Here is a 24,936-nt window from a genome sequence, read left to right as displayed (position 1 = left end):
TCCGATGCGATCCGATGCAATCCGATGCGTCCCGAAGCGATGCGATCCGAAGCGATGCGACCCGAGCGACGTGACCCGACCCGACCCGACCCGACCCGATCGGATCCGATCCGATCCGATCCGAGCGATGCGATCCGGTGCGCCGTGCTCCGATGCGATCCGGGGACCAACTCCCCACTTCGCGGAACACACGGTTAAACGGGGACGCAGTCCCCGGTTATTTCCCGCCTTACGTGTGACCTGGGTCACATCATCCGCGTCGTGGGTCGAGTACCCCGGTCGGGCCACCCGACGCGCGCACCCCCGACCCCCGCCACAGGCTGATCACACGCGCCGGCCGATCGGCGCAGATCAGGAGGCGACCGCATGCAGGAGTCCCGCCGACGGATACGCAGACCCATCGCCCTGGCGTCGGCGACCGCGCTCGCGCTCGCCGCCCTGGCATCGGCCAGCACCACCCTGCCCGGCCCGGTCCCCGCCTCCGCGGGCCCCGTCGCCGCGGGTCCCGGGGAAGCGCCGCTCGGCCCGTGCCGGATCGCCACGACGATGGGTGTGCAGATGTCGGAGGGTCTGCCGACCTCCCCCGGATACGCGCGCTCCACGGGCCGGGTCCGGGCGCTCAACCTGATGGTCGACTTCCCGGACGCACCCGGCGAGGGCACCGCCATGAGCCGCTTCCGCGAGTTCTTCCCCCAGACCGCGGACTGGTTCCGCACCAGCTCCTACGGCCGGCTCCACTACCAGCCCGAGGTCCCGATACCCGACTGGCTGCGGATGCCGCGGCCGTTCACCTCCTACGGGGTCGAACGCGGATCGCCGTACGAGCCGGGCTACCGCAAGCTCGTCGAGGACATCATCAAGGCCGCCGACGCCCGGGTGGACTTCAGCGCGTACGACCTGGTCAACATCCTCGTCACGCCCAACGCCGGACCCTCCGCCCTCGACACCGTCCTGTCCGTCACCTTCTCCGGCAACGACGACGCCCCCTACGCGGACGGGGTCCCGCTCTCCAACACGTCCTTCGTCTACAGCCGCCAGGACGACGGCTCGGGGACGTACGCCGAGACCGGCTACCGGGTCCTGCCGCACGAGAACGGCCACGTCTTCGGGCTGCCCGACCTCTACACCTCCGACGGCGGCGGCACCGTCGGGCACTGGGACATCATGTCCGAGGACTGGGGGGCCAACAACGACCTCCTCGGCTGGCACAAGTGGAAGCTGGGCTGGCTGGACAACGACCAGATCCGCTGCGCCTCGCGCACCGGCGCCGCCGAGTACACCCTGACCCCGCTGGCCACCACCGGCGGCCCCAAGCTGGTCTTCGTCCCGCTCTCCGACAAGGCCGGGTACGCCGTCGAGGTCCGCACCCGCGAGGGCAACGACGAGGCCGTCTGCGAGCCGGGCGTGCTCATCTACCGCGTCGACACCGACGTGGACACCGGCCGCGGCCCGGTCACCGTCACCGACAGCGACCACAGCAGCGGGGGCTGCACCCGGCGCCCCAACGTCCACGCGGAGCTCTCGGACGCCCCGTACCGCCCGGGCGAGACCTTCACCGACCGCGCGAACGGCATCCGGATCAACGTCCTCTCGGAGGACGGCACGACGGGCGCCTTCCGGGTGCGGGTGTCACGCGCCTGACGCCCGCCGGGGCGCCGGCCGCTGGTCGTGACGAGCGCTTCCTCGTGTTTGCGCCTACTCGGGTGCGGGCCGCCTCGGGTTTGCGCCCTAACGGATTTGCGCCGCCTCGGGTTTGCGCCCTGTCGGTTCGCGCGCCGCCTCGGATTTGCGCCTTCTCGGGTGCGGGTGCGCGCCGCCTCGGTTGCGCGCCGCCTCGTTTACGCGTTCACGCGCCCCGGAGCCCGTCCGCGAGCTCGTCCCGGATCCGGCGCTTGAGGACCTTCCCCGTCTCGTTGCGGGGCAGCTCCGCCTCCCGTACGAGGACATGCGCCGGCACCTTGAAGGCCGCGAGCCGCGCACCGACGTGCGCCCTCAGCTGCTCGGCCCCCGCCGTCGCGCCCTCGCGCAGCCGCACCACGGCGGCGACCTCCTCGCCCAGGGCCGGGTGCGGGACGCCGAGGACGGCCGCCTCGACGACGTCCGGGTGGGCGTGGAGCACGCCCTCGACCTCGGCGCAGTACACGTTCTCGCCGCCGCGGATCACCAGGTCCTTGATCCGGTCGACGACCGTGACCCGCCCCTCCCGCACATACGCGAGGTCGCCGGTGCGGAACCAGCCCTCGGGCGTGAAGGCGGCACGGGTGGCCTCCTCGTCGCCCCAGTAGCCCCGGACCAGCGACTGGCCGCGCAGCCACAGCTCGCCGACGCCCTCCGCGTCCGGCCGGTCGATCCGCACCTCGGTGGCGGGGGTGGGCCGCCCCACGCTGTCGGGGTGGGCGCGGTACTCGGCGCCGAAGTTGGCCAGCACCCCGCCGCAGGTCTCGGTGAGGCCGTAGCCGTTGCGGGGTTCGACGCGCTCCCCGTACCGCGCGGCGATCCGCCGCACGATCCCCGGCGGGGCCGCGGCTCCCCCGGTGTTGAGCATGGTCAGCGTCTCCAGCGGGTCCCCGGCGCGCTCGGCGGCGTCGAGCAGTTGGAGCGCGGTGGTCGGGACGCCGGCGTAGTGGGTGACGCGGTGGGTGCGGATCAGTTCCAGGGCCCGGTCCGCGTCCCACTTCCGCATCAGGACGAGCGTGCCGCCGGCCGCCATCACCGAGTAGAAGGAGGTGAACGCGGCGACGTGGAAGAAGGGGAAGGTGGTGAGCGACACCGGCACCGGACCGGCCCCCGGCACCTCGCCGCGGCGCAGCGCCGAGGCGGCCGCGTGATAGCGCGGGTTCATCGCGGCCCCGGCCTGCGCGAGATGGGTGGCGACGGCCCCCTTGGGGCGGCCGGTGGTCCCCGAGGTGTAGATGATGGTGGCGTCCTGCTCGGGGAGCACGTCCACGGGCGGCGGCCCGAGGACCGGGTCGGTGTCGGGGACGTACGCCTCGAAGCCCTCCGGCAGGGCGCCGTCGGGCTCCCCGTGGAAGACGATGCCGGGTACGGAACGGGCCCGGGCCCAGGCGGCGACGCGCGGGACCCGCTCGCCGTCGACGAGCAGGACGCGGGGCGTGCAGTCGTCGAGGGCGTACGCGAGCTCGTCCTCGGTCCACCAGGCGTTGAGCGGCACGGCGACGAGCCCGGCGAGCTGCGCGGCCCAGAAGGCGATCTGCCACTCGGGGTGGTTGCGCATCGCGACGACGGCGCGGTCGCCGGGGCGCAGGCCGTGCACGTCGACGAGACGGCGGGCGAGGCCGCAGGCGGCGTCGAAGAACTCCCGGTAGCTCAGCACCCCGTCGTCGGAGACGAGGAAGGGGCGCTCACCGAAGGCCCAGGTGGCCTCGACGAACTCGCGCAGGGTCCGGGGCCCACCCGTGTACACGCCGCCGTCGACGGCGAAGGGGGCGCCGGGGGCGGTGAGGAGGCGGGCGGTGGGGTCGGGGGCGTCCACGGCCGACGGGCCGCCCTCCGCCGCCGTCGCTTCGGGCGCGGTCTTCGCTTCGGGCGCCGTCATCGCTGCTGTCGCTCCGGGCGCCGTCTTTCCTGCCGTCGCTTCGGGCGCCGTCTTCGCGGCCGTCGCTTCGGGTGCGGTCTTCGCGGCCGTCGCGTCGGGGGTAGCCTCCGCCGCCGTCGCTTCGGGCGCCGTCTTATCGGCCGTCGCTTCGGGCGCCGTCTTCGCGGCCGTCGCTTCGGGCGCGGTCGTCGCCGCCGTCATCGCTTCCGTCGTTTCCGTACCCGCGTCGGACTGCGGCTCGACCACCACGGCTGCCTCTTTCTAAGCGCTTGCTCAGTTCGCCGCTCGACGCTATGCCCGCGCCTGCGGGGCGTCAAGGGCGGGCATCGGCCACGCGCGGCGGCCGGGCCTCAGCGCCCCGCCGGCTCCGCGGACGGGTCGCCCGAGGCGACGAAGAGACCGACGCGGGCGTCGCCGACCACCCGGGGCAGCAGGAAGGACCAGAACCGGGTCAACGGCGCCCGCTCCAGCCAGCACGGGTCCTGATGCCCCAGCACCTCGTGCCCCGCGGCCACCGCCACCACCGCCGCGGCTACGTCCCGGGCCGCCACGTCGGGGGCGAGCAGCCCCTCCCGCTCGGCCCGGGCCACGGTCGCCTCGACCCACTCGCGCCATATCCGCCGCAGGTCCTGGGTCGCGCGCGGCCGCCGCTCGTTGCCCGCGCTCAGGTCGAAGCCCGCGCGCAGCACGCAGTCGGCGCGCAGCCCCTGGACCAGCTCGTGGCTGGCGTCGATCAGGGTCTGCAGCGGCAGCGCCTCGCGGTCCCGGGTGATCCGCACGAGCCGCTCCCCGGCCGCGCCGACGACCGCGTCGGCGAGCGCCGCCTTGCTCTGGAAGTGGAAGTGCAACGCACCACTGCTGACCCCGGCGCGGGCGCTGATGGTGGCGAGCGAGGCGACCTCGAAGCCGTCGCGGTCGAAGAGGGCGGCAGCGGACTCGATGAGCGCGTTACGGGTCCGAATCGCCCGTTCCTGCTTGGCCAAGGGTTCTCCGTCGCTCCGTCATCGCCCGCCTCTCATCCCGACTTTAACAAACCGGCCCTGCGGTTTTCGGTGGACGGAAAAGAGACTGCGCGACGGAGGCGACGGAGCCCGGCGGGGCGGGTGCGGATCGGGCGCGGAGCGGGCGCGGAGCGGGCGCGGAACGGCTAGTCGGCGAGCCGCACGGGCAACGCGCCGTACCCGTTGAGCAGGAAGGTCGGCATCGGAGCCAACTCCTCCGCCTTGCAGCCCAGTTCCAGACCGGGGAAGCGGTCGAAGAGCGCGGAGAGGGCGACGGTCGCCTCCAGGACGGCGAGCGGGGAGCCGAGGCAGCGGTGCACGCCGTGCCCGAAGCCGAGGGTGTCGCGGTCGGTGCGCAGGACGTCGAAGCGGGCGGCGTCCGCCCCGTAACGGGCCGGATCGAGGCCGCCGGCCGCGAAGTTGACCAGGATCGGGTCGCCCTGGGCGATCCGTACGCCGTCGAGCTCGATGTCCTCGACGGCGAAGCGCATCGGCGAGTACGCGGCGGGGCTGTGGGTGCGCAGGGTCTCGGCGACGACGTCCTCCCAGGTGGCCCGTCCGGCGCGGACGTGGGCCAGCTGCTCGGGGTGGGCGAGCAGGGCGGCGGCGGCGTTGACGATGAGCGCGGCGGTGGTGTCCTGTCCCGCGGCGATCAACAGGAAGAGCGAGCCGAGGAGTTCGTTCTCGGTGAGCGCGTCGGCGCCGTCGCGGGCGGCGATCAGGGAGGAGGTGAGGTCGTCGCCGGGCGCCTGGCGCCGGTCGGCGACGAGCTCCGCGAGCAGCCGGAAGGCGGTGCCGCGGGCGGCTTCCATGGTGGCCGCGGAGACGCTGGAGCTGAACACCGTGCGCAGGGCGGCGCAGAGTTCGTCGCGGGCGGCCCCCTCGGCGACGCCGAAGAGCTCGCAGATGACCTGGAGGGGCAGCGACTCGGCGTAGGCGGTGCGGAGTTCGACGGTCTCGCCGGCGGCGAGCGCGGTGGCGAGCGGATCGAGGAGGGAGGCCGCTATCTCCTCGACCCTGGGCCTGAGGGCGGCGGTTCTGCGGGCGGTGAACGCGGCGGCGACCAGGCGGCGCAGTCGGGCGTGCTCGGCCCCGTACGAGAAGAGCATGTTCTCGTTGGCGACCCAGGGGTAGAGCGGCCACTCGGGGGTGATCAGGCCCTCGGCGAAGGCCGGCCAGTGGCGGCGGGCGTCCTTGGAGACCCGGGGGTCGAGCAGCAGCCGCTCGACGTACTCCTGGCCGACGACGGCCCAGGCCCGGACGCCGCCGGGCAGTTCGACCTGGACGGCGGGCCCGTGCGCGCGCAGCACGGCGGCCTCGCCGGCGAGGTCGCGGCCGGTGACGTCGAGGGGGTGGGGGGTACGGGCGGCGTGGGGGCAGGCAGCCATGTCCATGTGCGTGAGCTCCATTCGGTTCGTCCTTGTGTTCCGCGCCCCCACCGCACACGCAACCGAGGAGAACTCTCCTCCCCTCCCCTGGGCCGTGACCACTGGCCTCGGACCGCCGGCCGCGTCGACCGCTGGTCAACCGACCTGCCGGTCCACCGACCGACCGGCCTACCGGCCTACCGATCCACCGGCCTACCGGCCTACCGATCCACCGGTCCACCGATCCTCCGGCCTACCGACAGCCCGGCGACGGTCAGCCGCCGACGACCGTGACCGCATCGGCACCGGTGCCGGCACTGGCGCTTACGCCGGCATCGACACCGGCGCCGGCGTCACGGATCCGTGCCGCCTCCTCGTACGACCGCTCCGCCCGGGAGGGCGTGAAGTCGAGCCGGACGAGGACGCCCGGCACGGCGATGGCGCTGAGGAGGGTCCGCATGAGGTCCGCGACCCTCTCCACGATGTCGCCGTGCCCGGTCATGATCTTGGACAGCACCTGGACTCCGGTGAAACTGCCGGTGAACAGGGCGGCCGCCGAGGGGATGTCCACGTGAGGAAGCAGCTCGCCGGCCTCCTTTGCGCGGCTGAGGACGTCCACATTGTGGTCGATCCAGCCCTGCATGGGGACCCGGCGGTCGAGCCCGTCGTGGGGCGAGCCCTGGTCCACGGTGAGGCGCACGCTGCCGCGCACCATGGGGTCGCCGACGTGGAGCAGATGGGCGAGGACCAGCGCCTCGTCGGTGAGCTGCTGCAGCAGCAGCTCACGCTCGGGCACCGGCGGCAGGGCCGCGACCTGGCCGGCGAGCACCTCCTGGGCGAGCTCCTCCTTGGAGGAGAAGTGGAAGTACAGGGCACCCTTGGTGACGCCGCACTTCTTCAGGACCTCGGAGATGGTCGCCGCCTCGTAGCCGACCTCGTCGAACAGTTCGGCCGCCGCGAGCACGATCTTCTGGCGTGTGCGGATGGCCCGTTCTTGTTGTGCCACTACATCCTCCGTACCTCGCGGCCCGCAGAAGACCGAGAGGCTGGTATTCCAACGGCTCACATGGAGTGATGAGTCGGCGACCGGTCCGCACGAACTCCCGCCGGCAGTAGGGTGAGGGCCGGGCGAGACCGGATTCTTCACACGTCCACATTTCGAGAATAAAACCATCCAACCGGTTTGACAAGGATATTGAAACAAAACCGGTGGGTCCGTATCTTTAATCGGGCAGGTCACCACCAAGCAGGACACACGCCGGACACACGCAGGACCACGATCCCTACCGGGTCCACTCTCTTCGGGGGACGAGCCGATGCTCCAGCACGCGGAGACGCCTCTCAGGGGAGGCGCTGAAAGCCCTCACGGCGTCATCGAGGATCTCACGGGCGCCGAGGACCCGGAGCGCACCCTGAACCCGGCCCCCAACCCGGCCCCCAACCCGGCCCCGAGCCCGACCGCCACCCCGACCGCCAACCCGGCCCCGAACCCGATCCCGAACCCGGCCGCCGGAGCGCGCGAGCTCACCCGGCTCCTCTTCGACGCGGACGGCCGGGACCGCATCCACACCGAGTGGCGCCGACTGGTCTCCGGTGAGGCCTTCGCGCACCGCCCCGGCCTGAGCCCCGCCGAGCGCACGGCCCTCTCGTACGAGCGGCTCCGCCTGGTCAACGACACCGTCGCCGGCGCCGGCGCCGAGGTGCTCTGCTACGACGCCCACCGGCTCGCCGCGCTCCACGAGTGGACCGGATTCATCGACGGCGGCCTGTGCACGCTGGCCAGCGTGCACTACAACCTCTTCCTCGGCAGCCTGCTCGACCACGACGGCTACCGGCGCGACCTCACCGCGTACACCGCCATGGAGCGCACCGGCACCTTCCTGTGCACCGAGCTCGCCCACGGCAACGACGTCGCCGCCCTGGAGACCGTCGCCGTCCTGGACCGCGAGACCGGCGGCTTCGAGCTGCACACCCCGAACGCCGGGGCGCAGAAGTTCATGCCCAACACGAGCCTCACCGGCGGCCCGAAGACCGCCCTGGTCGCGGCCCGGCTGCTCGTGGACGGCGAGGACCAGGGCGTCTTCCTCTTCCTCACCCCGCTCAGCGACGAGCACGGGCATCTGCCCGGTATACGGGTGCACCGCCTCCCGGACCGCACCGGCACCCCCGTCGACCACTGCCTGACCTCGTTCGACCGGGTCCGGCTGCCGCGCGAGGCGCTGCTGGAGGCCGCGCACGGGCGGCTCGACAAGGACGGGCGCTTCAGCAGCAGCCTGGGCAACCGGCGCAAGCGGTTCCTGCGCTCCGTGGGCCGGGTCACCGTCGGCAAGCTCTGCATGAGCGCCGGCACCCTGGGCATGGCCCGCGCCGCCCTCGCCATCGCCGCCCGCTACGCCCAGCACCGGCAGGTGGCCGCACCCCGAGCCGGCGAGCGCCTTCCGCTCACCGCCCACCGCAGCCACCAGGGCCGCCTGCTGGGGGCGGTCGCCACCGCCTACGCGATGACCTTCCTGCACCGGGCCGTCCTCGACCACTGGGCGGCCCACGACCCCACGGACCGCGAGGACCGCGAGGCGGCGGAACGGCTCGTCGCCGTCGCCAAGGGGTGGATCACCTGGCAGGCCCGGGACATCACCATCGAGAGCCGCGAGCGCTGCGGCGCCCAGGGCCTCTTCCCCGAGAACGGCCTGTCCGAGCTGCCGCTCAACGTCGAGGGCGGCATCACCGCCGAGGGCGACAACCTGGTCATCTGGCAGAAGGCCGCCTCCGAACTGGTCTTCGCCCACGAAGCGGGTCCCGCGAACGCTCCCGAGGGCGAGCTGACGGACCTCGCCTTCCTCCGCGACCTGCACGCCTGCGTCGAACGCATCTGGCAGACCCGCGCCCGCACCGCCCTGCGCGACGGCCCCTCGGGGGACCCCGTCGGGCGCTGGAACGAGACCTCGGGCGCCGCCCTGGAGATGGTCGCGGCCCACGCCCGCCTCGCCGCCGCCGACGCCTTCCTCGCCGCGACCACGCGGGCCACGACGACCCGCCCCCTCCTGGAGGACCTGGCCCGCCTCTTCCTCCTCCACGAACTGCGCCCCCACACCGGCGACCTCCTCGCCGCGGGCCACCTGACCCCCGCCCAGGTGAACGCCCTCCACCCCACGACGAACCACACCCTCGCGACCCTCACCCCCCACCTCCCGACCCTCACCACGGCCTTCGACCTCCCCCACGAGTTCCTGGCGTCCATCCCGATCGCGAACCCGGACTACCAGAACCGTTTCCCCCACTGACCCCCCTTCGGACCGATCCCCCCACGGCCCCACCCGCTACACTGTCGAGCGTTGAAACCCCGCCTTCGTAGCTCAGGGGATAGAGCACCGCTCTCCTAAAGCGGGTGTCGCAGGTTCGAATCCTGCCGGGGGCACAAGGGAAAAGGGCACCTAGGAACGTTCCTAGGTGCCCTTTGACATCCACGACTGACATCAACGGCGACGATCACGCACGACCGGGCCGCCTCCGGAGCAGCCGGTCCGCCGACATCATCGGCCGCCGCCCTCTGCGAGATCGTCTACGAGATCCCGATCGAGCAGTAACTCGCCTCAGTCCCGCAAGCCTGGCCAGCCGTCCCTGTTGGAGTAGCTCTCGAAGCAGTACCGCGTCGGGCGGTCCCACTCCTCGCCGGTGGCCAGCTCGTACGCCTTGTCCGGCACGTACAGCAGCCATTCGCCGTCACGCTCGCTTGAGGTGTACGGCGCGAACTTGTCGACGTCGGAGAAGACGCTCTCCCACACAGCCTGGCCCGCAGCCACCACAGCGCAGCGCGCGTACAGGAACACGTCGGACGACTGCGGGAACGGGCTGCCGAACCGGGCCGTCAGGTCGACCACGGGCAGGGTGCCGAACTTCTCCTGATCCAGGCGGTAGAGCGCCTCGGCGTGCCGTTCCGCGAAGCCGACGATGTCAGAGACGGGGCGTCGGCTCAGCACCTCAGCGAGGCGGTGGCAGCTCTCTTCAGTGGCTTCGCCGTTCAGGGTGGCTATCAGTGCCCAGAAGTCGGCCCATGTCATTCTCACGGGCGCAGGATGTCAGTTCCCCGGCCTTGGCGTGCGCGGCCGTCTGAGCTTCGGCTGGTCCGTTGTCGGCACGGGGCTGGGCGAGATGGCCGTCGACAACGCCGCCGGAGAAGTACATGGCACACCGCCACACGTCGGGCGGGCGGTACAGCACGAGTGTCTTCGGTGTCCCGAGCCTGTCTCTCCAGTGCTTTCGTCCGCTCCCCATGCCCGCACGGTAGCGGTGGCGCCCAGGAGCCACCGGTGTACTTCAGCCCGGGTATCGTCCGTTTCCGGGGCGACAGGAGTCAACGGGGGCGGCATGCACAACGAGCGGCACGACGAGCCTCTGTCGGACGACGAGCTGAAGCTCTTCACCCAATACCTGCATCGGTACGCGATCCACGACCTGGACATCTTCCAGCTCCTGGAGGTCGGCGACCTCGAGTTCCCCGTCTACGTAGCGTTCAGCAGGGACTATCCCCCGGTCGGGGACGCCTCGGACTACCGGCGGCCGTTCGCAGAACGGCGACAGCCGACATCCACAACTGACATCAACGACGGTGGATGACAGCAGTCCGCCGCGGCTCCGCGCGGCAGTCGCGAGCAGCAGTCCGCCCCGCCTCGGGCACGCCGGCCGACCTCCTAGAGCGGGTCTCGCAGGTCCGGAGCCTGCCGGGGGCGCACGGGCGCGGGCATCTGCCCGTTGTGGTGGGGGCCCTGTGGTGTGGGTGGGGGCCTAGCGGAGTTCCTCCGGGCACGTCGTGCCTCGGGGGAAGAGCTTGTACGGGGCGCCCAGGCGGTAGGTGCCCGGTTTGGGGGCGAGGAGTTCGGTCCATTCGTCGCCCTCGGCGTCCGGTTCGGCCTTCAGGAGGCAGCCCTCCTTGTTGGCGAAGACCTTCGGGAGGTCCGTCTCCGAGGACTCGCGGGCCTTCTTGGAGGCCTCGGTCTCCTGCGGGGGTTCGATCTTGCCGCCGTCGGCGTCCAGGAGGGCCAGCCACGGGGAGTACGGGACGCGGATCAGGACGCGGCCCGGCGTGTCGAGGTGGATGGTCACCTCGTTGGCCTCCGCCTTCTCGACCTTGGCCGGCGGGTCCGCCAGGGGGGTGGGGTCGGTGACCTCGTACAGGCGCCAGTTGGCGTCCGACCAGATCTGGCGGAGGTAGGGCAGGCCGCCGTCGACCAGTTCCGCCTCGCGTTCGGCGCCCGAGTCGGGGGCGCCCGTCGGGAGGACGACGTAGTGGACGGCCCAGCGGCCGAGCCAGTCCTGGTAGTTCGCCGCGTTCAGGGTGTCGTCGTAGAAGAGCGGGTTGCGCTCCATGTCCGCCTGGCGGTTCCAGCCGCGGGCCAGGTTGATGTACGGGGCCAGCGCGGAGGACTCGCGGTGGCTGGAGGCCGGGACGACCTCCACGCGGGCCTGCCCCGCGTTCCGCACCTGGAGCTGGTTGATCAGCGGGGCGACCTCGCGGGCCCAGGAGGCGTCCGGGGCGGTGCGGATCACGTCGTCGACGCCCTTGAAGCCGATCCACACGTTCAGGCCCACGAAGGCCAGGACGATCGCGTACCAGCGGCGGGAGCGGGGGCGGGCGTACGGGAGGGCGGCCAGCAGGACCACGCCGGCGAACAGCATCACCAGGCGGGACACGTTCGAGCCGATCTGCGAGTCGATCAGCCAGGTCAGCAGCGTGCCCGCCGAGTAGACCGCCGCGCCCGTGCGGATCGTGCGCCAGTCCTTGGGGACCAGCACCAGGCACAGGACGCCGAAGAGGAAGGGGAGCGAGGTCGACATCAGGGACATCGGCTGCGTGCCCGAGAAGGGGAACAGCCACGCCGAGACGGCCACGACCGCCACCGGGGCCAGGCCCAGCGCGTACGCGCCCGGGCGGCGCTTGTTCAGGAACAGCGCCGCCGCCGCCACGCCCAGGAACAGCCCCGCCACCGGGCTGCACGCCGTCGCGATGCCCGCCAGCGGCGCCGCCACCGCGGCCTTCGCCCAGCGGTGGTAGCGCCAGCGGTGCGGCCAGCAGAACACCGCCGCGACCGCGCCCAGCGCGAACATCATCCCGAGGCCGAACGTCACCCGCCCCGACAGCGCGTTGCAGAGGAACGCGAAGACACCCGCCAGCGCGCACGCCATCGGGTTGCGGACCGCCCGCACCCGCACCAGGATCAGCGCCGTCAGCGCCGCCGACAGCGTCCCCGCGATCATCATCGTGGTCCGCACGCCGAGCACCGACATCACATACGGCGACACCACGCTGTACGAGACCGGGTGCATCCCCCCGTACCAGGCGAGGTTGTACGCCGAGTCCGGGTGCCGTCCGACGAACTCCGCCCACGCGTCCTGCGCGGCCAGATCACCGCCGCTGTTCGCGAAGAAGAAGAACCAGAGCACGTGGGTGACGGCCGCCACGGCCGTCGCCACCAGGACCGGGTAGCGGCGCTTGCGGCGCGGCGGTGCGAGGGGCGCGGGCTGCTCCGGGGCCGGTCGCTGGCCCGGCAGCTCTATTCGCGAAGGCGAAGACACGTGGGTTTGGCCTCCGGTTCCCCGGGTCCCCTCTGCGGTGGTCAACTGCGGCCCTCTCCCCTGTCCTGCCCTTGGCGCCCTTCCGTACCGAGCTGATGTTCCGGGCCGATTCCGGGCCGATGCCCGTTCCCGGCACGACGCTAACAGCCGGGTGCCCGGGGAGCTCCCCGGGCACCCGGCCGAACGGCCTCAGCCGATGCGGGTGAGCTTCTTGTCGAAGCCGGGCTCGACCAGGTCGTCCTGCAGCGCCACCGGCGCGCTGACCTTGCCGTTGCCCGTGCCGATCGACACCTGGCCGACCACGTCGCCGGCCTTGCCGGAGTGCGGGAGGGCCTTTCCGCCGTTCGTGAGCTCCAGGCTCACCTTCAGGCCCGGCCAGCCGATCGCCCGCAGCTCCTTCGTCGCCACGATCGGCGTCCGGCCGCCGAGGCCGTCGTCCACGTACCCGAGGACCTGGCCCTTCTTGACCACGGCCGCGGAGGTGACGTCCTTCTGGGCCTGCTGGATGAGGGTGAGGCTGTTCTTGATCGCCAGATCCAGCTTCTTGTAGAGCTGGTCGGCGTCCTTGGCCCCCATCACGATGCCGAGGATGCGGTGCTTCTTGCCGTCGACGACCGTGTTCGCCGCCCACAGCAGGTTGCCGCCGGCCGGGGTGGACGAACCCGTCTTGATGCCGGTCACACCCGGCTCCAGCAGGATCTTGTTGTTGTTCTCGATCCGGCCGGGGATGCCGTCGATCGTCACGTTCGGCATGTCCACGATCGCGCGGAACACGTCGTACTGCATGGCCGCCTTCGCCAGCTTCAGCTGGTCCAGCGGGGTCGACATGGTGCTCGACTGGAGACCCGACGGGTCCGTGTACGTCGAGCCGGTCATCCCGAGGTCCTTGGCCGCGGCGTTCATCTTCTCGACGAACGCGGCCTCCGAACCGGCGTCCCAGCGGGCCAGCAGCCGCGCCACGTTGTTGCCCGACGGGATCATCAGGAGCTCCAGCAGCTCCTTCTCCGTGTACGTCTGGCCCTCCTTGATCGGGGCCGTCGACTCGTCCTTCGCCTTCGCCTGCTCGCCGGCGATGGCGTCCACCTCGATCTTCGGGCCCGTCTCGGAGCCCTTGATCGGGTGGTCGCGGAGGATCACGTACGCGGTCATCGTCTTCGCGACGCTCGCGATCGGCGCCGGCTTCTGCGGGCCGTACGTGCCGAGCGAGCCCACTCCCTCGACCTCCGCGGCGCCCTGGCCCTCGGACGGCCACGGCATCCGCAGCTCGCCGCCCTCGAAGGTGTACGTGGGGGCGGCCGTGAGCGTCAGGGCCGGGTCCGGCAGCGGGCGCACAAGCTGTACGACCGCAAACACGACGAGGAGCAGGAGGACCAGCGGGGTCCAGATCTTCACCCGGCGCACGCCGGTCCGCAGCGGGGTCTCCGGCGGCGGCGGGGTGTTCGTCAGCTCCGCCAGGATCTCCAGCGGCGGGCGGGGCGGCAGCGGCTGCTGCCGGGTCCGCTCCGGCTCGGAGAGGGAGGCGGGGGGTGTCTGCGCGGTCGCGGGAGCGGTCGCGGGGGTGGCCGTGGGAGTGACCGTGGGAGTGACCGCCGGGGTCGCCTTGCCCGCCGCCGCCGGCGCGGATGCGGACGCGGACGGCTTCGGCTGCTCCTGGGTGATGTCGCCCTTGAGCGGGCGGAACATCGACTCGGGCAGCTTCAGGGCCGTGGTCGGCTGGTCCACGGGGGGCTTGGCGGGCGACTGGGCGGGTGCCTTTGCCGGGGCCTTGGGCTCGGCCTCCGGTTCCGCCTCTGCCTCGGCCTTGGGCTCGGCCTTGGGCTCGGCCTTGGGCTCGGTCTTTGCCTCGGCCCCGGGCTCGACAGGCTGCTTGATCGCCTTGAAGACGGCGGTCGGCTGGTCCGTCACGGGCGCGGGCGCCTTGAAGACCGCGGTCGGCTGGTCCACCGCGGGCGCGGGTTCCGGCTTGGCCTCCGTCTCGGCTTCCGCCTTGACCTCGGCCTCGGGCTCGGCCTTCGGCTCCGCGGGCTTCCGCGCGGCGAACCAGGACTCGGCCGGGGCGGGAGCGGGGTCCTTCGGGGCCTCCTCGGCCGTCTCCCGGGCCTCAGGGGCCTCCTCGGCCTCGGCCTCCGCCCTGGGCTCGCCCTCAGACACCTCCGACGCCTCGGACACCTCAGACGCCCCAGACGGCGCCTCGCCGCCCGCCGCGCCCTCGTGGCCCTCGTCGCCCTCGTCGCCCGCGGAACCCTCTGCGCGCTCGTCCTCGTCCCCCGTGGCGACCCACGCCGCCACAGCGGCCCGCAGACGGTCGCCGTCCCCGGACCCCTCGGCCTCAGCCCCGGCCTCAGCCGCCCCAGCCTCGCCACCAGCCCCGGCCCCAGCCTCAGCCTCCGCCTCAGCCGCCGCAGACTCATCCCCCGCAGGCTCATCCCCCACCGGCTCGTCCTCCGGTGCCGTCCGCGGAGCCAGGGCCTTGAAGACCGCCGTCGGCTCGTCCACGCGGTCCTGGAGCACGGACAGCCGCGGGTCCTTGCCGTCGCCGCCGGCCGCGCTCTCCCGCTGCTCCGCCTTGTCGGGGGACTCGCCCGCCACCGTGCCTCCTCCATGCGTCAGACGAAACGTCATACGAAACGTCATACGAAAAGCGTCCGGAACCCGTCCGGACGTCCGAACCATCTACCAGTGTCCTGTGTGAACCCCTTGGCTCCCGTGCTAGACGAGAACGACATACCTGCCGGTTCCCGTACGAACCGCCCAGGCACTCTCGACAGATGAATGTGAGAGGGGTCACCCTGTCATTCATCCACGCGGGGAGGCATGGATGGGCAGGAGCCGCAGAACAATTCCGGAGGAGCTTCTGCTGCTCGCTCTGGACCCGGCCACGGGTACCACAGCGCAGCCGCAGTCGCTCGACCTCGGCCTCGCCGGAGCACAGCTAGTGGAGCTGGCTCTGGCAGGACGGATAGCCCCTGACGGGGATCGTATCGCCGTGGTGATGCCACGGCCGACCGGAGATCCGACTCTGGACTCCGCACTGGAACTGCTGCGCAGGCGCGGCAGTCCGGTACGGGCCGTCCACTGGATCGGCGGGCCCCGACTGGGGCTGCGCCAGATCTATCTCGCGCACCTGGAGCGCTGCGGCATGGTGCATGCCGTGGAGGGCCAGATGTGCGGGGTGTTGCCGACGACTCGCTACCAGGCGACGGACACGGCGATCAGCCGGGACATCAGGGCCCGGCTGGACAGTGCGATCCGCACCGGCGTACCGCCGGACCCGCGGACCGCGGCGCTCGCCGCGCTGGCCCACTCGGTCGGTCTCGGCAAGCACCTGTACCCGGGCAACGAAGGACGGTCGTCGCGGTCCCGGCTGCGCGACCTGATCCGGCACGACCCCATGGGCGGCCTCGTGGCGCACGCCGTGATGGACGTCCAGAACGGTGTGGCCGCACAGCCACGCCGCAACGCGCCGGCGGGCGGGGTTCCGTCGCAGCCGCGCCGGGGCAGCATGGCCCGCGCCGCCATGTGACCCACGTTCCGCACCGGGAGCCGCATACGCGTGCGGGACGGCCGTCGTGACGGCCGTCCCGCACGCGCACGTCTGGTGATTTCCCAGCGCACACCTCGCCTTTGGTGGCAGTCTGCCAAGCAGTAGATACTCACAGCTACGCAGCCGAATGCCGGAGGTGCAGTTTCCGTGGCGTCCAGTGTCAACCCCACCGTCAGGCGACGCCGATTGGGCCAGGAGCTGCGCCGGCTCCGGGAAGCGAAGAACATGACGGCCGAGCAGGTCGCCGAGCGTCTCCTCGTCTCCCAGTCCAAGATCAGCCGCCTCGAGAACGGCCGTCGCTCCATCAGCCAGCGTGATGTCCGCGACCTGTGCGGGGTGTACGAGGTCGAGGACGAGCGGGTGGTCGACTCCCTCATGCAGATGGCCAAGGACTCCCGCCAGCAGGGCTGGTGGCACGCCTTCGGCGACATCCCGTACAGCGTCTACATCGGTCTGGAGACGGACGCGGAGAGCCTGCGGGTGTACGAGCCGCAGATCATTCCGGGCCTGCTGCAGACGCACGGCTACGCCGAGGCGGTCATCAGCGGGGCGCTGCCGGAGTCCACGCCCGCGGACATCGACAAGCGGGTCACCGTCCGCACCCGCCGGCAGGACCGCATCAAGGACGAGGAGCGTCCGCTGCGGCTGTGGGCGGTCATCGACGAGGGCGCGCTGCGCCGGGTGGTGGGCAGCAGGCAGCTGATGGTGGAACAGCTGGAGCACCTGATCGAGCAGTCCAACCTGCCGCACGTGACGGTGCAGGTGCTGCCGTTCGACATGGGCGCGCACCCGGGCATCAGCGGGCATTACGCGATTCTGGAATTCCCCGACACGTCCGACTCCAGCGTGGTCTACATCGAGGGCGTGACGAGCGACCTGTATCTGGAGAAGGCGCAGGACGTCGCGAAGTACAGCGTGATGTACGAGCATTTGCGGGCACAGGCGCTGAACGCGGAGCAGACCCGGGAGTTCATCACAAAGATCGCCAAGGAGTACGCCGACGGAAATCCGGGGTGAATGCCGCCATTCGACCTGGCCAGACGGGATGAGGCCGGTACGGTACACCCCCGGCTCCTCCCGGCGGAAGCTCCGCTGGAATATGCCATCCGGTCGAGTGAACGCATGTCCCCCCGAACAGGGCCGGGCGAGTAGCGTCGATCACGCCAAGCAAACAACGTTGGCGCGACACCTACAGAAACCGGAGTTGAGAAACATGGGCATCATTCAGGGCGGCACGGACACCTGGACCAAGTCCTCGTATTCCGGCGGCAACGGGGCCTGCGTCGAGGTCAAGTCGCCCGTCGTGAGCGCGATCGCGGTCCGCGACTCCAAGGCCCCCGAGGGCCCTTCCCTCTCTTTCGGACCGGGTTCCTGGAACGCGTTCGTGGGCGAGGTGAGCGCCGGGGAGCTGTGACCCCGGCAGCAGCACGGCAAGGGAAAGAGCCCTCTCGACCGGTCCGCCGTCCTGGCCGAGGGGGCTCGGCCTTTCCCCGCTACCTCAGCTCGTCCACGTACCGGTCCGTCCCCGGCACCGTCGGGACGAACGGCGCCACCAGCTCCACCCGGCCGCCCCAGTCCGCCGTGACCAGGTCGGCGAAGTGGTCGGCCCAGCAGTCGCGCGGGTCGCGCTCCAGGAACCACAGCAGGGTCAGCCGGGTGTCGACGCCCTCGACCTGCTTCACGTACGTCATCCGGTCCCCGGGCAGCGGGGTGGGCCGGAAGAGCGTCACCATCGCCGCGGGCGAGCCCGCGAGCCGCCGCGGCAGCTCTCGCGAGCGCAGCCGCTCCACGAGGGCGTCGCGCGCCTCGGGCCCCTCGGTGTCGACCACCTGGAGGACGAGCCCGGCGTAGGGGTGGTCCAGGGCGTGGAAGTCGCGGGGACCGGCGGCCCCGTCCCGGTAGACCGTCGCCTCGTGGTCCTGGAACGAGGTGAAGACGTGGGTGCGGTCGTGGTAGACCCGGGCGTCGCGGTTGAGGCGCTTGTTGATCCCGACGGTCCACTTCATGTGCTCGTCGTAGCGGCCCTCGGTGATCCAGTACGTGGAGAGGTAGCAGCCCGCGGTGACGGGCTGGGCGACCGCGGACTTCTCCGGCCCGCGCAGCTCCTGGAGCGCCCGGGTGGCGACCCAGCGGCGGCCGGCGAACATCCAGGGCATGGCCATGGCGCCGGCGTAGTAGTGGTCGTCCTCGTACCAGCGGTTGTAGGCGTACTCGTGGCCCGGGTGCGGCTCGACCATGGTGATCAGCGCGTGGCCGGGGTGCACCCCGTACGGGCCGACCGACGCCAGTTCCGCGTACGTCTCGGTGTCGCTCATCGTCCTGCCCCTTCCCTGCTCGGTTCGGTGCACCTACTCTGACGGGCCGTCAGATCAATGAACAGGCCCAGGGAGGTTCCGGATGGCGTTCCAAGGACTGCTCCAGGGAAAGACCGTCGTCGTGTCGGGCGTCGGCGCGGGGCTCGGCCACCGGATCGCCGAGACGGTGGTACGGGACGGGGGCCACGCGGTCCTCGGGGCCCGCACCGAGGCCAACCTGGCCAAGTCGGCGGCCGAGATCGACCCCGGCGGCGGGCGCACCGCCTACCGGGTCACCGACATCACCGACGAGTCCCAGTGCGAGGCGCTCGCCGCCCTCGCGGTGGAGCGCTTCGGCCGGATCGACGCGGTGGTGCACGTGGCCGCCTGGGACTCGTACTTCGGCGGCCTGGAGGACGCCGACTTCGCGACCTGGCAGGGCGTCCTGGACGTGAACCTGCTCGGCACGCTGCGGATGACGCGGGCCTGCCTGCCGGCCCTGAAGGAGCGGGGCGGCTCGGTCGTGCTGATCGGCACCCAGTCGGCGGTGGCCGCGCCCTCGCAGGTGTGGCAGGCGGCGTACGCGGCGTCCAAGGGTGCGCTGACCTCGGCGATGTACTCGATGGCGCGCGAGCTCGGCCCGCACCGGATCCGGGTCAACACCGTGCTGCCGGGCTGGATGTGGGGACCGCCGGTCCAGGCGTACGTGCAGTTCACGGCGCACACCGAGCAGGTACCGGAGGCCGAGGTGCTCGGCCGGCTCACCGAGCGGATGGCGCTTCCGGAGCTGGCGACGGACGGGGACGTGGCCGAGGCCGCGGCCTTCCTCGCCTCGGACCGGGCGCGGGCCATCACCGGGCAGTCGCTGCTGGTGAACGCGGGGGAGCTGATGCGCTGACCAGGGGGCGCCGGGTGGCCGCCGACAGGAGGCGCCGGGGGCCGCCCCGAACATGCAACGTTCATGGACGTGAACAAGGGTCAGTAAACAGAACGTTTTTACTGCCCCTTGACCCTCCATTGCCTTGTCCCTGCCTTGCAACTCCCCACACGATGAACGGCGTTCACAAGGCGGACCGGGACCCCATGGAGGGGACGCATGAACAGTCTCGACTGGGCCGTGCTCATCGCCTACTTCGGCGTGATGGTCGCGATCGGCGTCTGGTCCCACAAGCGCGTCGAGGACGTCTCCGACTTCTTCACCGCCGGCGGCCGCATGCCCTGGTGGCTCTCCGGCATCTCCCACCACATGTCCGGGTACAGCGCCGTGATGTTCACCGGGTACGCCGGCATCGCCTACACCTACGGCGTCACCTCCTACGTCACCTGGTCCTTCCCCATCGCCCTCGGCATCGCCGTCGGCGCCCACCTCTTCGCGCCCCGCCTCAACCGGCTCCGCTCCCGCCTCCGCGTCGCCTCCCCGCTGGAGTACCTGAAGAACCGCTACGACCTGCCCACCCAGCAGGCCCTCGCCTGGTCCGGGGTGCTCCTGAAGATCGTGGACGTGGGCGCCAAGTGGGCCGCCATCGCCACCCTGCTCTCCGTCTTCACCGGGATCTCCCTGGACCAGGGCATCCTCGTCACCGGCGTCGTCACCGGCATCTACTGCACGGTCGGCGGCCTGTGGGCCGACGCGCTCACCGAACTCGGCCAGTTCGTCATCCAGTTGCTCGCCGGCGTCGCCATGCTCGTCGCCGTCCTCGGCAGGCTGGGCGGGATCGAGGCGCTGTGGACCGTGTGGGACCGCCCCGAGCTCCAGGGGCACACGGCGCCGACGGCCGGCCCGTACACGCTGACCTTCCTCCTCGCGTACCTCTTCATCAAGACCTTCGAGTACAGCGGCGGCATGTGGAACCAGGCCCAGCGCTACATGGCCACGCCCTCCGCCCGCGAGGCCACCCGCTCCGGCCGGCTCTCCGCCGTGCTCTGGTTCGTCTGGCCGCTCGTCCTCTTCTTCCCCATGTGGTGCGCGCCGCTGCTCGTCCGGCCGACGAAGCCCGACGCCTCCGACGCCTACGCCCTGATGACCGAGCAGCTGCTGCCGCACGGCCTGCTCGGCCTGGTCATCGTGGGCTTCTTCTCGCACACCATGGCCATGTGCTCCTCCGACGCCAACGCCATCGCGGCCGTCTTCACCCGGGACATCGCGCCCGCCCTCAGCCGGGCGGCCCGCGGCTGGTCGCGGCGGGCGGGGCTGCTCGCCGCGCGGCTCTCGACCATCGCCTTCCTCGGCCTGTCGATGGCGGTGGCCACCCAGGTCCACTCCCCCGCCTTCAAGGACATCATCACCGTCGTCATCAAGTGGGTGGCCGGGCTGATGGGTCCGATCGCGATCCCCTTCATGCTGGGGCTCCTGAAGACCTTCCGGAAGTCCGGTCCGACGGCCGCGCTCGTCTCCTGGGCGGCCGGGCTGCTCGCCTTCTGGCTCACCACCTACGGACTCGACGGCGTCGAGCTGCAGATCCAGATCGTCTCGCCGCTCGCCACCTCGCTCGTGCTGTACGTGCTGATCGGGTACGTGAAGCCGGAGGCCACGCCCGAGCGGGACGCGCTGCTCGACCGGCTCGGCGGCGGTGACGGCGACCGGGGCAGCGACGGCGCGGCCGCCGTGCCCGCGCAGGGCGGCGAGCGGAGCGGTCAGCCCCTGGGGTAGCGGGCCAGCCAGCCGGTGGCCGCCTCCACGACCCCCGGACCGTGCAGGGCGGCGCCCTGCGTCATCTCCATCGCGAAGTCGTCGGCGAGCTCCAGGACCGTCGAGCGGCCCTCCAGAACGGCCACCCAGGCCGGCGGGAGGGCCGTCTCGCCGTGCAGGGCGCCGAGCAGCGCCCCGGTCACCGCACCGGTCGCCGCGGACGGGCCGTCGTGGTTGACCGCGAGCCGCAGCCCGTGCCGGACGTCCTCGCCGACCAGGGCGCAGTAGACGCCCGCCGCCAGCTGCCCCTCGGCCCGGTCCTCGTCCGCGCCGAGCGCCGCCACCCGCGCCGCGTCCGGCATCCCCTGGCGCACGGCGGCCAGCGCGGCCTCCAGGGCCCCGGTCACCGGCTCGTGGCCGGGGCGCGGGGCGAGCTGGGCCAGCGCCGTGCGGACGGCGCCGTCCACGCTGTCGCCGCGGGCCAGTCCGTGCACGACGACGGCGAGGGCGCCGGCCGCGAGATGGGCGGCCGGGTCGCCATGGGTCTGCGCCGCGCACTCGACCGCCAGCTGGCACACCAGCTGCGGCTCCCAGCCGACCAGCAGCCCGAAGGGTGCCGAGCGGACCAGGGCGCCGGAGTCCGCAGCGCCGGGGTTCTTGGGCCGGTCCAGGGTGCCGAGGACCTCGTCGCCGAGCCCGGTCAGACACGCCTTGGCGGGGTCCCGGCGGGCGTAGAGCCACTCCTCGCGGGCCAGCCAGCCGAGGTCGGGGCGTCGTTCGTCGGGGCCCCAGTCGCGCTGGGTCGCCGCCCACCGCAGATGCGCCCGGTGGACGTCGGTGGGCGGGTGCCAGGCGCCGGTGTCGCGGCGGACCTGGGCGCGGATGAGGCCGTCCACGGTGAACAGGGCCATCTGCGTGGCGGCCGTGACGGCGCCCAGGCGGCCGTGCGCGGGGACCGGTTCGGTCAGCCCCTCGGGGCCGTGGGCCGCGCGCAGCTCGGCGAGGGTGCGTCCGGCCGCCCCGGCGCCGAGGGCGTCGCCCACGGCGCCGCCGAGCAGACAGCCGCGGACCCGGGCACGGAAGTCCTGCTGCTCGGCGCGGCCCCACACGGCCGCGGTGGTGGTGGTCACGGTGCGCCCTCCCCGGTCGGCGGCTCCTGGTCCAGCACTGTAATAGACCGGATGCGCTCGTTCGGGGCGTGGAACGTTATGCGATCCGACGCCCTTCGGTCCGGTTTTGACCGTTGTCGTTGATCATTCGCCACGCACTCTCACTCGGCCTGCACCACCGGCAGCAGCTCCGGCAGGTGCCCGTCCGAGGCGCGCGCCGCGCGCTGCCGCTCCTCGGGGACCTCCCCGTACAGGGTCGTGCGCGGCCGGGACGGGCGGCCGGCGGCATCGGCGATGGCCTCCAGGTCGCGGATGGAGCGGTACGAGCCGTAACTCGACCCCGCCATGCGCGAGATGGTCTCCTCCATCAGGGTCCCGCCGAGGTCGTTGGCGCCCGAGCGGAGCATCTCGGCGGCGCCCTCCGTGCCGAGCTTGACCCAGCTGGTCTGGATGTTCGGGATGTGCGGGTGGAGCAGCAGACGGGCCATCGCCGTGACCGCGCGGTTGTCGCGGACCGTCGGGCCGGGGCGGGCGATGCCCGCGAGGTAGACGGGCGCGTTGGTGTGGATGAAGGGCAGCGTCACGAACTCGGTGAAGCCACCGGTCTCCTGCTGGATGCGGGCCAGGGTGCGGAAGTGGCCGAGCCAGTGCCGGGGCTGGTCCACATGCCCGTACATCATCGTCGACGAGGAGCGGATGCCCAGCTCGTGGGCGGTGGTGACGACCTCGATCCAGGTGGCCGTGGGCAGCTTGCCCTTGGTGAGCACCCAGCGGACCTCGTCGTCGAGGATCTCCGCGGCGGTCCCGGGGATCGAGTCGAGACCCGCCTCCTTCGCCGCCGTCAGCCACTCCCGGATCGACAGCCCGGTGCGCGAGGCCCCGTTGACGACCTCCATCGGGGAGAAGGCGTGCACGTGCATGCCCGGGACGCGCTCCTTCACCGCCCGGGCGATGTCGAAGTAGGCCGTGCCGGGCAGGTCCGGGTGGATGCCGCCCTGCATGCACACCTCGACCGCGCCGACCTCCCAGGCCTGCTGGGCGCGGTCCGCGACCTGGTCGAGGGAGAGGGTGTACGCGTCGGCGTCCGTGCGCCGCTGGGCGAAGGCACAGAACCGGCAGCCGGTGTAGCAGACGTTGGTGAAGTTGATGTTCCGCGTGACGATGTACGTCACGTCGTCGCCGACCGCCGCGCGCCGCACGTCGTCGGCGATCCGGGTCAGCGCGTCGAGGGCGGGCCCGTCGGCGTGCAGCAGGGCCAGCGCCTGGGCGTCGTCGAGCCGGGTCGGGTCGTCGGCGGCGACGGCGAGCGCCTCGCGGACGTCGGTGTCGATCCGCTGCGGGACCATGCCGGGCGCGGCGGCCTCGCGCAGCGCCTCCCAGTCCCCGTACACCTCGTCGAAGTCCTCGCGCCGGTCGCCGGTGCGGCCCTCGGTGTCGATGGTGCGGTGCAGATCGGTGCGGCCGGCGGCGGCGAACGCCTCGTCCGGCTCCTGCCAGGGCAGCCCGCGCACGGGCGCGTCGGGGTTCGCGAGGCCGGTCTCCGGGTCGGCGAGGGCCCGCACGTGGGGCAGCAGCCGCGGGTCCAGCCAGGGCTCGCCGCGGACGACGAACTCGGGGTAGACGCAGAGCCGTTCGCGCAGCTCGAAACCGGCGGCCCGGGACCGCTCCGCGAGCTCCTCGATCTGCGGCCAGGGCCGCTCGGGGTTGACGTGGTCGATGGTGAGCGGGGACACCCCGCCCCAGTCGTCGATGCCGGCGGCGATGAGCCGCTCGTACTCGTCGTCGACGAGGTTCGGCGGGGCCTGGAGGCAGGCGCTCGGGCCCATGATGAGCCGGGCGACGGCCACGGTGGCGACCAGGTCGTCGAGCTCGGCGTCGGGCATCCCGCGCATCGCCGTGTCCGGCTTGGCGCGGAAGTTCTGGATGATCAGCTCCTGGATGCCGTGGTAGGCGCGGGCGATCCGGCGCAGCGCGAACAGCGACTCGGCGCGCTCCTCGTACGTCTCGCCGATCCCGAGCAGCAGCCCCGAGGTGAACGGCACGGAGGACCGCCCGGCGTCCTCGAGCACCCGCAGCCGCACGGCCGGTTCCTTGTCGGGCGAGCCGTGGTGCGGACCGCCCGGCTCGCTCCACAGCCGGGTCGCCGTGGTCTCCAGCATCATCCCCATGCTGGGGGCGACGGGCTTGAGCCGCTGGAAGTCCGTCCAGGACAGGACCCCCGGGTTGAGGTGCGGCAGCAGGCCGGTCTCCTCCAGGATCCGGATCGCCATGGCCCGCACGTACGCGATGGTGTCGTCGTAGCCGTGCGCGTCCAGCCACTCCCGCGCCTCGGGCCAGCGGTCCTCCGGCTTGTCCCCGAGGGTGATCAGCGCTTCCTTGCAGCCGAGTTCGGCGCCGCGGCGGGCGATCTCCAGCACCTCGTCGGGCGACATGAACATCCCGTGCCCGTCGCGGCGCAGCTTGCCGGGCACGGTCGCGAAGGTGCAGTAGTGGCATTTGTCGCGACACAGCCGGGTCAGCGGTATGAACACGCTCTTCGAGTACGTGACGACCCCCGGCCGCCCGGCCGCCGCGAGTCCGGCGTCCCGCACGCGCCCGGCCGCGCCGACCAGCTCCGCCAGGTCCGCCCCGCGCGCCTGCAGCAGCACGGCGGCTTCGGCGACGTCGAGCGCGACCCCGTCCCTGGCCCGCCTGAGGGCGCGGCGCATCGCGTTCTCGGTGGGGCCTGCGGGACGTCGTGCCTGGTGATCCGTCATGGAGCGAGCATACGAGCGCTCGCCTGAGGTGAGTATGCGTACTCGTTCCCCCCTCTACTGGCGGTCCTACGATGAGCGCCCGGCACACCAACGGGGAGAGTCCGGCTTCA

Annotated in this window: 18 protein-coding genes and 1 tRNA gene; 9 read left to right on the top strand and 10 right to left on the bottom strand. The window is 72.1% G+C overall.

Translation table 11 applies throughout. The features are described from left to right. The first annotated feature begins 366 nt into the window (after positions 1–366). Positions 367–1,641 carry a M6 family metalloprotease domain-containing protein gene (locus ACH414_RS26880; RefSeq protein WP_398943667.1) on the top strand — a complete coding sequence of 425 codons (1,275 nt, stop codon included), beginning with the start codon at positions 367–369 and terminating at the stop codon, positions 1,639–1,641. Between the two features lie 205 nt (positions 1,642–1,846). Here ACH414_RS26880 and ACH414_RS26875 read toward each other — a convergent pair whose 3' ends face one another. From ACH414_RS26875 to ACH414_RS26860, 4 genes are all read right to left on the bottom strand, one after another. Beyond that, entirely contained in the window at positions 1,847–3,556 is a 1,710-nt protein-coding gene (locus tag ACH414_RS26875) for a class I adenylate-forming enzyme family protein (RefSeq protein WP_398943791.1), read from the bottom strand. Between the two features lie 350 nt (positions 3,557–3,906). Next, entirely contained in the window at positions 3,907–4,539 is a 633-nt protein-coding gene (locus ACH414_RS26870; RefSeq protein ID WP_382541748.1) for a ScbR family autoregulator-binding transcription factor, read from the bottom strand. A gap of 164 nt (positions 4,540–4,703) precedes the next feature. Then, complete coding sequence (locus ACH414_RS26865; RefSeq protein ID WP_382541746.1) at positions 4,704–5,966, bottom strand: cytochrome P450; 1,263 nt, start codon at positions 5,964–5,966, stop codon at positions 4,704–4,706. Positions 5,967–6,198: 232 nt separating this feature from the next. After that, the gene (locus ACH414_RS26860; RefSeq protein WP_398943664.1) at positions 6,199–6,930 is read right to left on the bottom strand and encodes a ScbR family autoregulator-binding transcription factor; all 732 of its coding nucleotides are present in this window, start codon (positions 6,928–6,930) and stop codon (positions 6,199–6,201) included. Positions 6,931–7,240: 310 nt separating this feature from the next. Here ACH414_RS26860 and ACH414_RS26855 point away from each other — a divergent pair, with 310 nt between their 5' ends. Further along, a complete protein-coding gene (locus ACH414_RS26855; protein WP_398943663.1) occupies positions 7,241–9,205 on the top strand; it encodes an acyl-CoA dehydrogenase in 1,965 nt (654 codons plus the stop codon). Positions 9,206–9,266: 61 nt separating this feature from the next. Continuing rightward, positions 9,267–9,339 (top strand) — tRNA-Arg (locus ACH414_RS26850). A gap of 175 nt (positions 9,340–9,514) precedes the next feature. Here the strand turns inward: ACH414_RS26850 and ACH414_RS26845 are convergent. Continuing rightward, on the bottom strand, positions 9,515–9,982 hold the full coding sequence (locus ACH414_RS26845; RefSeq protein ID WP_398943788.1) for a DUF4240 domain-containing protein: 468 nt from the start codon (positions 9,980–9,982) through the stop codon (positions 9,515–9,517). Positions 9,983–10,289: 307 nt separating this feature from the next. Between ACH414_RS26845 and ACH414_RS26840 the strand changes: the two genes are divergently transcribed. Continuing rightward, positions 10,290–10,538 carry a hypothetical protein gene (locus tag ACH414_RS26840; protein WP_382541737.1) on the top strand — a complete coding sequence of 83 codons (249 nt, stop codon included), beginning with the start codon at positions 10,290–10,292 and terminating at the stop codon, positions 10,536–10,538. 168 nt (positions 10,539–10,706) lie between these two features. Here the strand turns inward: ACH414_RS26840 and ACH414_RS26835 are convergent, their stop codons facing one another. Together ACH414_RS26835 and ACH414_RS26830 are read right to left on the bottom strand one after the other, a co-directional pair. Next, on the bottom strand, positions 10,707–12,494 hold the full coding sequence (locus ACH414_RS26835; protein ID WP_398943661.1) for an MFS transporter: 1,788 nt from the start codon (positions 12,492–12,494) through the stop codon (positions 10,707–10,709). A gap of 189 nt (positions 12,495–12,683) precedes the next feature. After that, positions 12,684–15,116 carry a D-alanyl-D-alanine carboxypeptidase family protein gene (locus ACH414_RS26830; protein WP_398943659.1) on the bottom strand — a complete coding sequence of 811 codons (2,433 nt, stop codon included), beginning with the start codon at positions 15,114–15,116 and terminating at the stop codon, positions 12,684–12,686. A 196-nt stretch (positions 15,117–15,312) separates the two neighbouring features. On the opposite strand from ACH414_RS26830, the gene ACH414_RS26825 reads away from it, so the two are divergent. The 3 genes from ACH414_RS26825 to ACH414_RS26815 all read left to right on the top strand — a co-directional run bounded on the left by ACH414_RS26825 (position 15,313) and on the right by ACH414_RS26815 (position 17,452). Then, positions 15,313–16,017: a GPP34 family phosphoprotein gene (locus tag ACH414_RS26825; protein ID WP_382541729.1), complete on the top strand. Its 705-nt coding sequence runs from the start codon at positions 15,313–15,315 to the stop codon at positions 16,015–16,017. A 168-nt stretch (positions 16,018–16,185) separates the two neighbouring features. After that, a complete protein-coding gene (locus tag ACH414_RS26820; protein WP_382541727.1) occupies positions 16,186–17,055 on the top strand; it encodes a helix-turn-helix domain-containing protein in 870 nt (289 codons plus the stop codon). A gap of 196 nt (positions 17,056–17,251) precedes the next feature. Next, positions 17,252–17,452 (top strand): DUF397 domain-containing protein, encoded by a 201-nt coding sequence (locus ACH414_RS26815; protein ID WP_382541725.1) that lies wholly within the window; start codon positions 17,252–17,254, stop codon positions 17,450–17,452. 79 nt (positions 17,453–17,531) lie between these two features. Here the strand turns inward: ACH414_RS26815 and ACH414_RS26810 are convergent, their stop codons facing one another. Next, the gene (locus tag ACH414_RS26810) at positions 17,532–18,353 is read right to left on the bottom strand and encodes a hypothetical protein (RefSeq protein WP_386566143.1); all 822 of its coding nucleotides are present in this window, start codon (positions 18,351–18,353) and stop codon (positions 17,532–17,534) included. A gap of 82 nt (positions 18,354–18,435) precedes the next feature. On the opposite strand from ACH414_RS26810, the gene ACH414_RS26805 reads away from it, so the two are divergent. Further along, complete coding sequence (locus ACH414_RS26805) at positions 18,436–19,230, top strand: SDR family oxidoreductase (protein WP_382541719.1); 795 nt, start codon at positions 18,436–18,438, stop codon at positions 19,228–19,230. 198 nt (positions 19,231–19,428) lie between these two features. Further along, on the top strand, positions 19,429–20,982 hold the full coding sequence (locus tag ACH414_RS26800) for a sodium:solute symporter family protein (protein WP_398943655.1): 1,554 nt from the start codon (positions 19,429–19,431) through the stop codon (positions 20,980–20,982). On the opposite strand, the gene ACH414_RS26795 is transcribed toward ACH414_RS26800, so the two are convergent. Beyond that, complete coding sequence (locus ACH414_RS26795; protein ID WP_386566139.1) at positions 20,967–22,091, bottom strand: ADP-ribosylglycohydrolase family protein; 1,125 nt, start codon at positions 22,089–22,091, stop codon at positions 20,967–20,969. The two genes, ACH414_RS26800 and ACH414_RS26795, sit on opposite strands and share 16 nt — an antisense overlap. Positions 22,092–22,231: 140 nt before the next feature. Next, complete coding sequence (locus tag ACH414_RS26790) at positions 22,232–24,826, bottom strand: bifunctional FO biosynthesis protein CofGH (RefSeq protein WP_398943654.1); 2,595 nt, start codon at positions 24,824–24,826, stop codon at positions 22,232–22,234. Between the last annotated feature and the right edge of the window lie 110 nt (positions 24,827–24,936).

This window comes from Streptomyces sp. NPDC020422, from assembly GCF_044386705.1.
Classification (GTDB): Bacteria; Actinomycetota; Actinomycetes; order Streptomycetales; family Streptomycetaceae; genus Streptomyces.
The sequence above is the reverse complement of the archived record's forward strand: the minus strand, read 5'-3'. Positions and strand labels throughout refer to the sequence as shown.